We start from the raw sequence: 13,095 nt of genomic DNA, 5'->3' as shown, positions 1-13,095 counted from the left end.
TACGGTGCCGGGCTGAACGCCCGGGTGGCGCGGCGCGTATCTGTGGGCCAAGGGCCGAGTCCCACGGAGGAACCGTGACCACCACGCTCGCCGGCGGCCGTGCCGCCCGCCGTCAGACGATGCGGCGCATCCGTCCGCGCCGCTCCCCCGCCGTCCCCCTGCTGCTCGCCGTGTGGGCGGGCGCGGCGGGCGTGTTGTGGCTGTGGTGGCGCAACACGCCCGCCATCTCCGACCGGACCGGCATGATCCTGAACGCGGGCCGGATCACCGGCCTGCTCGCCGGATACCTGATGGCCCTGGTGGTGCTCCAGATGGCACGCGTGCCGGCGCTGGAGCGTCGGGTGGGCTCGGACCGGGTCGCCCGCTGGCACGCCGTGACCGGCCGCTACACGCTCTGCCTGGTCCTCGCCCACGTCTTCCTGATCATGTGGGGATACGCCGCCCAGGCCGGCCAGGGCCTCGGCGACATCGTGCGGCAGACGATCAGCTCCGTGAACCAGCTGCCGGACATGGGCAAGGCCGCCATCGGCACCGGCCTGCTGGTCCTCATCGGGCTGCTGTCGGCCGGCCCGGTGCGCCGCAGGATCCCGTACGACGCCTGGTACCACGTGCACCTGCTCACCTACGTGGCGGTGTTCCTGACCTTCTGGCACCAGCTGACCACCGGCAACGACTTCGCCGTCGAGCCGGTCGCCAGGACCGCCTGGTACGCGCTGTACGGGGCGGTGACCGCGCTCGTCCTCTGGTACCGGGTGCTGACTCCCCTCCGTCTCAACCTGCGGCACCGGATGCGGGTCGAGGCGGTGATCGAGGAGACGCCCGGCATCGTGTCGGTGCTGATCGGCGGACGCCGGCTGCACCGGATGGGCGCGCAGGCCGGGCAGTTCTTCCGCTGGCGGTTCCTGGCGCCGGGGATGCGGTTCAGCTCGCACCCGTACTCGCTGTCGGCGGCCCCGCGCCCGGACATGCTGCGGATCACCGTGAAGGCGATCGGCGACCACAGCGCCCGGCTGCGTGAGCTGGAGCCCGGCACCCGGGTGTGGGCGGAGGGCCCGTACGGCGCCCTGACCGCCCAGCGCCGCAGCCGCGGCAAGGTGCTGCTGGTGGCGGGCGGGGTGGGGATCACGCCGATGCGGGCGCTGTTCGAGACGCTGCCCGGCGCGTCCGGCGACATCACCCTGCTCTACCGGGCCAACAGCACCCACGATCTGGCGCTGTGGGACGAGCTCGCCGGGATCGCCGACGAGCGCGGGGCCCGGCTGATGTACGCGGTGAACAGTCCGGACGGGGAGCGCCCCGACATCTCCGCCCAGACCCTGAGCCGCAAGATCCCGGACGTCGACCGCCACGACGTCTTCCTGTGCGGGCCGCCCGGCTTCGCCCGGTCGGTGTACGAGGCACTGCGCGGCGCGGGAGTCCCCGCCCGCCGTATCCATCACGAGTCGTTCGAGATGTGAGCGACGGACATCAGGAGTCCAGGACAGATGAGGAAAAGCCACCCCGTCCGGCGCGCCGTGCTCGCCGGCGCCGCGACCGTGTCCGGGATCGTGCTGCTGCTGTCGCTGAAACCGGCGTCCGACCCGGGCTCCGCCTCGGCGGCGGGCGGCGCGGCCCCGCCGGTGGCCGCGCGGTCGCCGCAGGGCGGGCGGGGCGCGGGCGCCGGCACGGTCACCGGTGACGCGGCGAGTACCCGGTACGGCCCGGTGCAGGTCCGGCTCACGGTGAACGGCGGGAAGATCACGGCCGCCGAGGCCGTGCAGGCGCCCAGGGGCGGACAGAGCGACCAGATCACCGCCGACGCCGTACCCAGACTCAACCAGGCCGCCCTCACCGCCGGCAACGCCGACATCGACGCCGTCTCCGGCGCCACCTACACCAGCGCCGGATACATGAAATCGCTGCAGTCGGCGCTGGACCAGGTGGCCGCGGGGTCCGCCGGAAAGGGCTCGGGCGGCGCGGGTGCGGACGGGGGCGCCCAGGACGCTCAGACGCTCACCGGTACCGCCGCGCAGACCCGGTACGGGCCCGTGCAGGTCCGCGTCACCGTCAGCGGCGGGAAGATCACGGGCGCCGAGACCCTCCAGGCGCCCAGGGGCGGACAGAGCGACCAGATCACCGCCGACGCCGTACCCAGACTCAACCAGGCCGCCCTCACCGCCGGCAACGCCGACATCGACGCCGTCTCCGGCGCCACCTACACCAGCGCCGGAGACAAGCAGTCGCTGCAGTCCGCGCTGGACCAGGCCGGCGGCTGACGTCGTGGCCGAATCCGCCGGATCCGCACAGGCTCCCGCCGCGGTGCGTCGTGTGGAGGAGACGATGGGGACCGTCTTCTCCCTCGACGTCCGCGGCGGGGAACCCACGGCCGTTCACGCGGCACTGGACGAGGCGGTCGCGGGGCTGCGCCGGGTCGACGAGGTGTTCAGCACCTACCGGCAGGACAGCCAGGTCTCCCGTCTGGCGCACGGTGAACTGACCGTCGACGCGTGCGCGCCCGAGGTCGCCGAGGTGCTGGAACTGGCCGCCGAGGCGGAGCGGGTGAGCGACGGCTGGTTCAGCACGTCGTACCAGGGCCGTCTCGACCCGACCGGGATCGTCAAGGGCTGGGCCGTGGAGCGCGCCGCCCGGCGGGTCGCGGCGGCGGGGGCGAGTGGCGTCAGCGTCAACGGGGGCGGGGACGTGCAGTTGCTCGGAGCGCCGGGGGCGGGGCGGCCGTGGCGGGTCGGCGTGTCGGACCCGCTGCGTCCGGGCGGGCTGGCGGCCGTCGTCTCCGCGGCGGGGGCGGACGAGTTGGCGGTGGCGACCTCCGGCAGCGCGGAGCGGGGTGCGCACATCGTCGATCCGCGCACCGGGCGCTCCGCGGTGACCGACCTGGTGTCGGTGACGGTGGTGGCGGCCCGGCTGACGTGGGCGGACTGCTGGGCGACGGCGGCGTTCGCGATGGGGTCGCGGGAGGGGTTGCGGTGGCTGGAGTCTCTGGACGGGGCCGAGGGGCTGTTGGTGACTGCCGGGGATGAGGTGCGGTGCACGGGGGGTCTGGCGGGGTGGCTGGGGTGAACCGCGCTCCGGCTGAGGTACCGGGGTGTCACTCGCCGCGCAGGCGGGGTACCGCCGCGCCCACCCGTGCCGCCCCAGCGGCACGACTGCCCGCAGCGGGGGGGCGCGGGGAACTGCGCGACCAGCCACAGATCACCCGCACCCGGCCACCAGCACGAGCCGCCGCGGCGCTCAGTGGCCGTTCCCGGCCAACCGCAGCAGGTGATCCGCCAGCGCCTGCCCACCCGTCGGCTCCCTGCTGATCAGCATCAGCGTGTCGTCGCCCGCGATCGTGCCCAGGATGTCGTGCAGCTCCGCCTGGTCGATCGCCGAGGCGAGGAACTGTGCCGCCCCCGGAGGGGTCCGCAGGACCACGAGGTTCGCCGACGCCTCCGCGGAGATCAGCAGCTCCGCGGAGAGCCGCCGCATCCGCTCCTCCTTCGCCGACTCCCCGAGCGGGGCCCGCGGGGTGCGGAAACCGCCCTCGCTGGGCACCGCGTAGATGAGGTCGCCCTCGGTGTTGCGGATCTTCACCGCGTTCAGCTCGTCCAGGTCCCGGGAGAGCGTCGCCTGCGTGACGGTCAGCCCGTCGTCGGCGAGCAGCTTCGCCAGCTGGCTCTGCGAGCGCACCGCCTGCCGGTTGAGGATGTCCACGATCCGGCGGTGGCGTGCGGTGCGGGTCTGCGGAAGGGCGGGCCCGGCCGTCTGCTCGTGCTCCTGCGCATGGCTCATCGTCGTCTCATTCTCCGGATCGTCCGTCCCCGTGGGCCGCGTGGGCCTGGTCAAGGATGCCGGGCAGCGCCCCGAGGAACGCTTCCACCACGTCGTCGCCGAGGTTCAGCGCGGGCATCAGCCGTACGACATCGGGTGCGGGCGCGTTCACCAGGATTCCGGCGTCCTGAGCCGCCTGCTGCACCCGGGGTGCCAGCGGCTCGGTGAGCACGATACCCAGGAGGAGACCCGCGCCCCGGACGTGGCCGACCAGCGGGTGGCCGAGGGTCTCGACGCCGCCGCGGATCCTCTCGCTCTGCCGCTTGACGTTGTCCAGCAGTCCCTCGTCCGCGATGGTGTCGAGGACGGCGAGTCCGGCGGCGCAGGCGACCGGGTTGCCGCCGAAGGTCGTGCCGTGGTGACCGGGCTGGAGGAGTTCGGCGGCGCGTCCGAAGGCGACCGTCGCGCCCAGCGGCAGGCCGCCGCCGAGGCCCTTGGCGAGGGTGACGACGTCCGGCAGGACGCCCTCGTGGGCCTGGTACTCGAACCAGTGCCCGGTCCGGCCGACCCCGGTCTGCACCTCGTCCAGGACGAGGAGCGCCCCGGTGGCGGCGGTGATGGCCCTGGCCGCCTTCAGGTATCCGGGCGGCGGGACGACGACGCCGTTCTCGCCCTGGATCGGCTCGATGACGACGAGGGCGGTCTCCTCGGTCACCGCCGCCGCCAGCGCCTGCGCGTCGCCGTACGGTACGTGGGTGACGTCGCCGGGCAGCGGCAGGAACGGTTCCCGCTTGCCGGGCTGGCCGGTCAGCGCCAGGGCGCCCATCGTGCGGCCGTGGAAGCCGCCGTCGGTGGCGACCATGTGCGGCCGTCCGGTCAGCCGGCCGATCTTGAAGGCGCCCTCGTTGGCCTCGGCGCCGGAGTTGCAGAAGTAGACCTTGCCGTCGCGGCCGAAGTGCTGGAGGAGCCGTTCGGCCAGGGTGACGGGCGGCTCGGCGATGAAGAGGTTGGAGACGTGGCCGAGGGAGGCGATCTGCCGGCTCACCGCCTCGACCACGGCCGGATGGGCGTGGCCGAGCGCGTTGACCGCGATGCCGCCGACGAAGTCGAGGTACGCGTTGCCGTCGGCGTCCCAGAGCCGGGCGCCCTCGCCGCGTACCAGGGGCAGGCGCGGGGTGCCGTAGTTGTTCATGAGCGCCCCCTGCCACCGCTCGGTCAGCTCTTCGTTGCGCACTGCTCCCCCTGTGTTGCTCACGACTCCCCCTGTTCGTCCGGCACGACCATCGTGCCGATGCCCTCGTCGGTGAAGATCTCCAGCAGGATCGAGTGCTGGACCCGGCCGTCGATGACGCGGGCGGTGGTGACGCCGCCCCGTACGGCGTGCAGGCAGCCCTCCATCTTCGGCACCATGCCGCTGGACAGCTCGGGCAGCAGCTTCTCCAGCTGGGAGGCGGTGAGGCGGCTGATCACCTCGTCGGAGTTCGGCCAGTCCTCGTAGAGGCCCTCGACGTCGGTGAGGACCATGAGAGTCTCGGCGTCGAGCGCCGCAGCGAGTGCCGCAGCCGCCGTATCAGCATTGACGTTGTAGACATGTCCGTCGTCCTGGGAGCGGGCGATCGAGGAGACGACCGGGATGCGGCCGTCGGCGAGCAGTGCCTCGATGGCGCCGGTGTCGATCTCGGTGATCTCACCGACCCGCCCGATGTCGACGAACTCGCCGTCGATCTCGGGCTGGTGCCTGGTGGCGGTGATGGTGTGCGCGTCCTCGCCGGTGAGGCCGACGGCGAACGGCCCGTGCTCGTTGAGCAGCCCGACCAGCTCGCGCTGCACCTGCCCGGCCAGCACCATGCGTACGACGTCCATGGCGTCCTCGGTGGTGACGCGCAGGCCGGCCTTGAACTCGCTGACGATGCCGGCCTTGTCGAGCGCCCGGCTGATCTGCGGCCCGCCGCCGTGCACGACGACGGGCTTGAGGCCGGCGTGGCGCAGGAAGACGACGTCCTGGGCGAAGGCGGCCTTCAGGTCCTCGTCCACCATGGCGTTGCCGCCGAACTTGATGACGACCGTCTTGCCGTGGTGCCGGGTCAGCCAGGGCAGCGCCTCGATGAGGATCTGGGCCTTGGGGAGCGCGGTGTGCTTCCTCGTCGTGCTCATGAGCTGTACGCGCTGTTCTCGTGGACGTAGTCGGCGGTGAGGTCGTTGGTCCAGATGGTGGCCGTGGCGTCACCGGCGGCGAGGTCGGCGACGACGTGCACCTCCCGGTAGCGCATGTCGACCAGCTCGCGGTCCTCGCCGACGCCGCCGTTCTTGCAGACCCAGACGCCGTTGATGGCGACGTTGAGGCGGTCCGGCTCGAAGGCGGCGGAGGTGGTGCCGATGGCGGAGAGCACGCGGCCCCAGTTGGGGTCCTCGCCGTGGATGGCGCACTTGAGGAGGTTGTTGCGGGCGATGGTGCGGCCCACCTGGACGGCGTCGTCCTCGGTCGCGGCGTTCACGACCTCGACCTTGATGTCCTTGCTGGCGCCCTCGGCGTCCCGGATGAGCTGCTGTCCGAGGTCGTCGCAGACGGTGCGTACGGCCTCGGCGAACTCGGTGTACTCCGGAGCCAGACCCGAGGCGCCCGAGGCGAGCAGCAGCACCGTGTCGTTGGTGGACATGCAGCCGTCGGAGTCGACGCGGTCGAAGGTGACCCGGGTGGCGTCGCGCAGGGCGCGGTCGAGCACCTCGGTCTCCAGGTCGGCGTCGGTGGTGAGGACGACGAGCATCGTGGCCAGGCCGGGCGCGAGCATGCCGGCGCCCTTGGCCATGCCGCCGACGGTCCAGCCGTCCTTCGTCACCACGGACGTCTTGTGCACGGTGTCGGTGGTCTTGATGGCGATGGCGGCCTTCTCACCGCCGTGCTCGGAGAGCTGACCGGCGACCGCCTCCACGCCCGGGAGCAGCTTGTCCATGGGGAGGAGTACGCCGATGAGCCCGGTGGAGCACACGGCGACCTCTCCGGCACCCGTCCCGAGCACCTCCGCGACCTTCTCGGCGGTGGCGTGGGTGTCCTGGAAGCCCTTGGGGCCGGTGCAGGCGTTGGCGCCGCCGGAGTTGAGGACGACGGCGGACAGCTGCCCGCTCTTCAGTACCTGCTCGGACCACAGGACCGGCGCCGCCTTGACCCGGTTGGAGGTGAAGACGCCCGCGGCGGCGCGGCGGGGGCCGGTGTTGACCACGAGGGCCAGGTCGGGGCCGCCGCTGTCCTTGATCCCGGCGGCGATACCGGCCGCCGTGAACCCCTTTGCTGCCGTCACACTCACGGCGCGACTCCGATCGTCGTCAGTCCGGTGGTCTCGTCGAGACCCAGGGCGATGTTCATGCTCTGGACGGCACCGCCCGCGGTGCCCTTGGCCAGGTTGTCGATGGCGCTGATGGCGATGATGCGGCCCGCGGCGGCGTCGTACGCGACCTGCACCTGAACGGCGTTGGAACCGTGGACGGACGCGGTCGCCGGCCACTGGCCCTCGGGCAGCAGGTGTACGAAGGGCTCGTCGGCGAAGGCCTTCTCGTAGGCGGCGCGGACGGACTCGGCGGTGACACCGGGCTTCGCCCTGGCGGTGCAGGTGGCGAGGATGCCGCGGGGCATCGGCGCGAGGGTCGGCGTGAAGGAGACGGAGACCGGCTCGCCGGCGACCGCGCCGAGGTTCTGGATCATCTCGGGGGTGTGCCGGTGGCCGCCGCCGACGCCGTACGGCGACATGGAGCCCATGACCTCGCTGCCGAGCAGGTGCGGTTTGGCGGCCTTGCCCGCGCCGGAGGTGCCGGAGGCGGCGACGATCACCGCCTCGGGCTCGGCGAGTGCGGCGGCGTAGGCCGGGAAGAGCGCCAGGGACACGGCGGTCGGGTAGCAACCGGGCACCGCGACGCGCTTGGACCCCTCCAGCGCGGCGCGGGCGCCCGGCAGCTCGGGGAGGCCGTAGGGCCAGGTGCCGGCGTGCGGGGAACCGTAGAACCGCTCCCAGTCACCGGCGTCCTTCAGCCGGAAGTCGGCGCCCATGTCCACGACCAGCACGTCCGGCCCGAGCTGCTCGGCGACGGCGGCGGACTGCCCGTGCGGCAGGGCGAGGAAGACGACGTCGTGCCCGGCGAGCGCCTCCGCCGTGGTCGGTTCCAGGATCCGGTCGGCCAGCGGCAGCAGATGCGGCTGCAGCGTGCCGAGCCTCTGGCCCGCGTTGGAGTTGCCGGTCAGGGCGCCGATCTCGACCTCGGGGTGCGCGAGGAGCAGACGCAGCAGCTCACCGCCCGCATACCCGCTCGCTCCGGCCACCGCCGCACGTACCGCCATGAAAAACCCTCCTCCTAGATGGCATGACTATACGTTTCGCTGCACGTTTATGCAATCGGCTTCCCGTGCCACCGAGCGTGTGCGTGCGGTCCCCCGCCCCGGCTCGCGTGGCGGGCACGGCCTCAGCTCTTGACGGCATCGGCGATCCGCAGGGCGGCCTCGGCGGGTGTGAGGTGCGTGGTGTCGACGACCTCGGCCTCGTCGTGCAGCCACGTACGGGCCGCTTCGGCGTAGGGCTCGAGGTGTGCGAGACGGAAGGAGGAGGGGCCGAGGACCATGTCGCCCTCGATGCGCCCCCGGAGGGTGTCCTGGTCGGCGTGGAGGACGAAGTGCCGGACCGGAATGGAATGCCGGGCGAGGCCCGCGCCGATCTCGCGCCAGTACCGCTCGACCAGGACCGTCATGGGCATCACCAGGACGCCGCCGGTGTAGTCGAGTACGTGGCGGGCGGTCTCGACGACGAGGGGCCGCCACGGCGGCCAGTGCTGGAAGTTGTCCGTACCGGCCCCGGGCAGCCCCGGCGTGATGTCCATGAGTGTCTCGCCGACCTTCTCGGCGTCGAACACCCGCGAGTTCGGGATCAGCCGCTGCACGAACGCGCTGGTCGTCGTCTTGCCCGCGCCGTGGGTGCCGTTGAGCCATACGATCATGGGACCCCACGCTAGCGCCGTGGGGGCCGCGGGGGCGGGTACTCGGACGAGGAGGGCGGCCCGGTGGGGTGCGCCGGGTCCCGGGCCGGGGACGACCGCGCGTACTGGCGGGGCCGTCCCAGGCCGGTTCCGGTGGTTACCGCTGCCTGATCCGCAGGAAGGTCACCGAGTTCGCCGGGAAGGTGTACGTGAACTCACCCGCCACCGCGGAGAAGGTCGACCGCACCGGGGTGACCGGGGTGTCCGTCTCGGTGTTGACCGCGTCCGGGTCGGCGGCCAGCGTGGTGACGCGGGCCTTGGCGGCGACCTTCGCCCCGCCGAGGTCGACGGCGGTGCGGGCCGCCGCGTCCTGGGCGTTGACGACCTTGACGATCAGGTCGCCGGTGCGCGCGTCCTCGGTGACGATCTGGCGGAACGGCTCGGCCGGCTTGTCGTCGGTGAAGCTGCCCCACTCCTGGCCGTCGAGGTAGAGGGTCACCTGGCGGCCCCGCACCTTGATGTCGATGTCGTAGGCGCGGCCCGTCTCGATCGAGCCGGCCTTGGACAGGAGCGTCGACTTGCCGCCGTCCGACGCCTGCTCGACGGCGGACTGGGTGTTGTTCCAGCCGCCCAGGTTCCACCAGTAGTGGTTGCCGGTGTCCTTGACGCCGAAGGCGACGAGGAAGCCCTCGTCGCCGGACTTCTTGGTGGCCTTGACGTGCAGGTCGTAGTTCTCCCAGGCCGGGTCGCCGGCCGTGACCAGGGTGTTCTCGGCGGCGGCGTCGGTCTGGACGTACTGGCCGTCCTGGACGGCCCAGCTGCCGGTGCCCGAGTGGGTCCACTGGGACGCGTCACCGGAGAAGTCGTCGGTCAGGAGGGTCTTCCCGTCCGCCGACGTCACCTTCACGTCGTCGTACGCCGCGCTGGTCGCCCACGTCGACAGTCCGACGGCGCCGGTGATGGGGCCGCTGACGGCCGGTGTGCCGGTCGCCTTCGAGGGGACGACGCGGTCACCGGTGTTGTTCATGAAGAGCTTCTGGACCTCGTAGTTGGCCGAGTTCCAGGACGCGTGGTTGTTGAACCAGATCATGTCCGGGCTCCACTGCACGTAGTCCTCGTTGGCGAGCAGCGGGGCGTAGGAGGCGAGCTTGACGATGTCCGCGTTGCGCTCCAGGCCGGTCATGAAGGCGGCCTCGGACAGCGCGTTCTTCCAGGCGTTGCCCTGGGAGGCGTACTCGCCGAGGAAGACCTTCGGGCCGTTCCTGTCGTACGAGTCGTAGCGGTCGTTGTTCTGGAGGAACCACCGCGGGCTGTTGTAGTAGTGCTCGTCGACCATCTCGACGCCGGCCTCGCGGTTCAGCTGCCAGGCGGTGTCGAAGGTGGTGCCGGAGTCGTCCGGGCCGGAGTTGGAGACGACGGTGATGTCCGGGTACTCCGCCTCGATCGCGGCGCGGAACTCCTCGAAGCGGGCCATGAACTCCCGGGGGAGGTTCTCCTCGTTGCCCACGCCGATGTGGGTGAGGTGGAAGGGCTTCGGGTGGCCCATCTCGGCGCGCACACCGCCCCACTCGCTGGTGCGGGGGCCGTTGGCGAACTCGATGAGGTCCAGGGTGTCCTGGATGTGCCGCTTCAGCAGCGCGTCGTCGTCGGTGGCCCGGTTCTGGCCGCAGCCGGTGACCAGGGCGGGGACGACGGGCAGCGGCATGGCGCCGATGTCCTCCGCGAAGCGGAAGTACTCGTAGTAGCCGAGGCCGTAGCTCTGGTTGTAGCCCCAGAAGTTGGCGTTGGTGGCGCGCTCCTCGACCGGGCCGATGGTGTCCTTCCACTGGTAGCTGCGTTGGCGCTGCCAGCCGCTCGCCTCGCTGTAGTCCTCCATGGAGCCGGTGTTGACCAGGCAGCCGCCGGGGAAGCGCAGGAAGCCGGGGTCGAGGGCCTCGATCTTCTCGGCGAGGTCCTTGCGCAGGCCGTTGGACTGGTGCTTGTAGGTGTCGCGGGGGAAGAGGGACACCATGTCGAGGGCGGCGGGGGCGGTGGTGGCCACGGCGAGGCGGCCGTGGCTGCTGGTGCGGGCCGCCTTGAAGGTGGCGGTGTACTTGCGCCACTTCCCCTTCGCGGCGACCTGTCGGACCTTCGCGAGCGTGCCGGCGGCGTCCCGGAGGGTGACGGTGAGGGTCGTGCCGCTCTCGGCGCGGGCCCACACGGAGAAGTCGTACTTCTTGCCCTTCTCCACCCGGATGCCGGTGTTGTAGCCGGCGTTGGCGACGGACGAACCGGCTCCCAGGGAGAGGTAGTTGCGGTTGCGCTCGTTGAGGCGGCCGTCGTCGTTCACGACCTGGGCCGTGCCCTCGGCCGCCCAGGAGGTGAGCGGCGTGTAGGAGGCGTTGTCGGCGGTGGAGTACTCGAAGGACCGGTTCTGCACGAGTTCGGCGTACAGGCCGCCGTCGGCCGCCCGGTTGATGTCCTCGTAGAAGACGCCGTACATCGTGTCGTCGATCGCGGCGCCCTCGGCGGACGGGTCGACGGTGATCGCGTAGTCGGTGACGGCCTCCGCGTGCGCCGGCGACGGCAGCAGGGCCGAGGCGGCCAGGAGGGCGGTGACGCTGAGACCGAGTCTCCAGCGGGTGCGTGACATGGATACTCCGCGGCTCTCACTAGGTCGTTCGAAATATCGGACTTTGGTCAGCACTTCGAACGGCAAGATAGGGAGGGGGCGAAGGCGCGTCAATGGTTCGCGCGGCAACCAGGGGGCCGGAGACGGAAAGCGGGTGGAAATGGGCGAGTTGTGGCCGGTGCCCGATGTGCTGGCGTATCTCGCGGGCCGGTGGCGCACAGAGCGGTCGGTGCGGGATCTGGCGAGCGGCGCGGAGGGCCGCTTCGCGGGGACCACGGCGTTCGACGCACTCGCCGGCGGCGGGCTGCTGAGCCGGGAGACCGGGGACTTCACCTGGCAGGGCGTGACCCGCCCAGCCGAGCGGACGCTGCGATACGAACCGGGCGCCGCACCGGGCACCGCCGAGGTGCGGTTCGCGGACGGGCGGCCCTTCCACGGTCTGGATCTGACCTCGGGCCGCCACGTGGCCGACCACCCGTGCGCCGCCGACCTCTACCGCGGCGAGTTCACCGTCCGGGACGAGGACCACTGGCGGACCGTGTGGCGCGTGGGCGGCCCGGCCAAGGACCTGCTGCTCACGACGGACCACCTCCGTGAGACGTCGGTTCCCCGGGCCGCCGGGCAGGCGTTCGTGGCACTCTAGGCGGCCGTCCCCTCGAAGCGGAGGTGCCAGCGGCCCGCGCGGCCCGTGACGGTGGTCGTCGACAGGGGCCGCACGTCCAGGTTCCAGTAGGTCGCGGGCGGCGCCTTCAGGACGTACACCAGCGCGGCCCGGATCACGGACGGCTCGGCCACGGCGACGATACGGTCGCCGTCCGCGCCGGGACGGGTGTCGAGCCAGCCGCCGACCCGGGAGATGAAGGCCAGCAGCGGCTCCCCGCCGTGCGGAGCCGTCCGCGGGTCGGCGAGCCAGGCGTCCACGACGGCCGGCTCGCGGGCCATGGCCTCCCCGAGGGTCAGCCCGCGCCAGCGACCCATGTCGCACTCCCGCAGGGCGAGTTGAACGAGCGGCGCGCAGCCGAGGGCGTCCCCGGTGGCCCGGCTGCGGGGCGTGGGCGAGCAGTAGCGCAGCTCGGCCGCCGCGAGCGGCAGCAGGTGGCCCGCGGCGCGCAGCACCTCGTCCCATCCGGCCTGGTCCAGCGGCCGGTCGTCGTCGAAACGCTCCGCGAGCAGCGGTGAGCTGCGTGCGGCCGCGACGAACGTGACCCGAAGCGCCATGCGGTGATGGTGCTGCGCGGAGGTACCCAGGTCAAGGGGTGTTACCTGCGGGTTACCGAGGGTGTGCCACGGCTCACTGGCCGAAGGCGAGCACCATCCACTGGTCCGGCCGGTCCAGCGCCGTGAAGCCGAGCTTCTCGTAGACGCCGTGCGCGTCGTGCGTGGCCAGCAGGAGACGCCGCGGCCCGTCCGGCCGCAGGTGCTCGCGTACCGCCGCGACCAGCGCCGTCCCGAGTCCCTTGCCACGCACCGAGGGGTCGACGTACACGTCGCACAGCCAGGCGAAGGTCGCCCGGTCGGTGACGACCCGGGCGTACGCCACCTGCTCCCCGGACGCCGCGTCGTAGATCCCGAAGTTGAGCGAGCTCTCGACCGCCCGGTCGTGCTTGTCCCTGGGGCGTCCGAGGGCCCAGTACGCGTCGGTGGACAGCCAGTGGTGCACGCGTCCGGCGTCGATCCGGTGCGGGTCGGTGGAGATCTCGTAGCCCTCGGGGAGGGGCGGCGTCGCCTTCATGCCGGGATGCTCGCAGGAGGGGTGAGACCACGTCGACCCCTTTTGGGCG

Annotated in this window: 13 protein-coding genes; 4 read left to right on the top strand and 9 right to left on the bottom strand. The window is 72.1% G+C overall.

The window, feature by feature from the left end; translation table 11 throughout:
• Positions 1–74 precede the first annotated feature (74 nt).
• From ACH4NX_RS24205 to ACH4NX_RS24195, 3 genes are all read left to right on the top strand, one after another.
• A complete protein-coding gene (locus tag ACH4NX_RS24205) occupies positions 75–1,457 on the top strand; it encodes a ferredoxin reductase family protein (protein WP_351394114.1) in 1,383 nt (460 codons plus the stop codon).
• A gap of 27 nt (positions 1,458–1,484) precedes the next feature.
• Positions 1,485–2,255, top strand: a complete 771-nt coding sequence (locus ACH4NX_RS24200) for an FMN-binding protein (protein WP_398128409.1) — start codon at positions 1,485–1,487, stop codon at positions 2,253–2,255.
• A 64-nt stretch (positions 2,256–2,319) separates the two neighbouring features.
• Complete coding sequence (locus ACH4NX_RS24195) at positions 2,320–3,057, top strand: FAD:protein FMN transferase (protein WP_351401310.1); 738 nt, start codon at positions 2,320–2,322, stop codon at positions 3,055–3,057.
• Positions 3,058–3,228: 171 nt separating this feature from the next.
• Here the strand turns inward: ACH4NX_RS24195 and ACH4NX_RS24190 are convergent, their stop codons facing one another.
• The 7 genes from ACH4NX_RS24190 to ACH4NX_RS24160 form a co-directional block, all read right to left on the bottom strand.
• Positions 3,229–3,768, bottom strand: a complete 540-nt coding sequence (locus ACH4NX_RS24190; RefSeq protein WP_351401312.1) for an arginine repressor — start codon at positions 3,766–3,768, stop codon at positions 3,229–3,231.
• Between the two features lie 7 nt (positions 3,769–3,775).
• Entirely contained in the window at positions 3,776–4,981 is a 1,206-nt protein-coding gene (locus ACH4NX_RS24185; RefSeq protein WP_351401367.1) for an acetylornithine transaminase, read from the bottom strand.
• A 17-nt stretch (positions 4,982–4,998) separates the two neighbouring features.
• Positions 4,999–5,901, bottom strand: a complete 903-nt coding sequence (gene argB, locus ACH4NX_RS24180; RefSeq protein WP_351401314.1) for an acetylglutamate kinase — start codon at positions 5,899–5,901, stop codon at positions 4,999–5,001.
• Entirely contained in the window at positions 5,898–7,049 is a 1,152-nt protein-coding gene (argJ, locus tag ACH4NX_RS24175; protein WP_351401316.1) for a bifunctional glutamate N-acetyltransferase/amino-acid acetyltransferase ArgJ, read from the bottom strand. Before argJ ends, argB begins: the two co-directional genes overlap by 4 nt.
• Complete coding sequence (argC, locus tag ACH4NX_RS24170; protein ID WP_398128410.1) at positions 7,046–8,074, bottom strand: N-acetyl-gamma-glutamyl-phosphate reductase; 1,029 nt, start codon at positions 8,072–8,074, stop codon at positions 7,046–7,048. The genes argJ and argC overlap by 4 nt, the downstream gene beginning before the upstream one ends.
• A gap of 122 nt (positions 8,075–8,196) precedes the next feature.
• Positions 8,197–8,724 carry an ATP-binding protein gene (locus ACH4NX_RS24165; protein ID WP_398128411.1) on the bottom strand — a complete coding sequence of 176 codons (528 nt, stop codon included), beginning with the start codon at positions 8,722–8,724 and terminating at the stop codon, positions 8,197–8,199.
• 136 nt (positions 8,725–8,860) lie between these two features.
• The gene (locus tag ACH4NX_RS24160; RefSeq protein WP_398128412.1) at positions 8,861–11,335 is read right to left on the bottom strand and encodes an alpha-L-arabinofuranosidase C-terminal domain-containing protein; all 2,475 of its coding nucleotides are present in this window, start codon (positions 11,333–11,335) and stop codon (positions 8,861–8,863) included.
• 139 nt (positions 11,336–11,474) lie between these two features.
• Here ACH4NX_RS24160 and ACH4NX_RS24155 point away from each other — a divergent pair, with 139 nt between their 5' ends.
• Positions 11,475–11,957 (top strand): DUF6314 family protein, encoded by a 483-nt coding sequence (locus tag ACH4NX_RS24155; protein ID WP_398128413.1) that lies wholly within the window; start codon positions 11,475–11,477, stop codon positions 11,955–11,957.
• On the opposite strand, the gene ACH4NX_RS24150 is transcribed toward ACH4NX_RS24155, so the two are convergent.
• Entirely contained in the window at positions 11,954–12,532 is a 579-nt protein-coding gene (locus tag ACH4NX_RS24150) for a histidine phosphatase family protein (protein WP_351401327.1), read from the bottom strand. The genes ACH4NX_RS24155 and ACH4NX_RS24150 overlap by 4 nt on opposite strands.
• Before the next feature lie 73 nt (positions 12,533–12,605).
• A complete protein-coding gene (locus tag ACH4NX_RS24145; RefSeq protein WP_398128414.1) occupies positions 12,606–13,046 on the bottom strand; it encodes a GNAT family N-acetyltransferase in 441 nt (146 codons plus the stop codon).
• Between the last annotated feature and the right edge of the window lie 49 nt (positions 13,047–13,095).

Source organism: Streptomyces sp. NPDC017225 (assembly GCF_044331465.1).
Lineage (GTDB): Bacteria > Actinomycetota > Actinomycetes > Streptomycetales > Streptomycetaceae > Streptomyces.
Note: the sequence above shows the minus strand (reverse complement) of the source record. Positions and strands in the feature narration are given on the sequence as shown.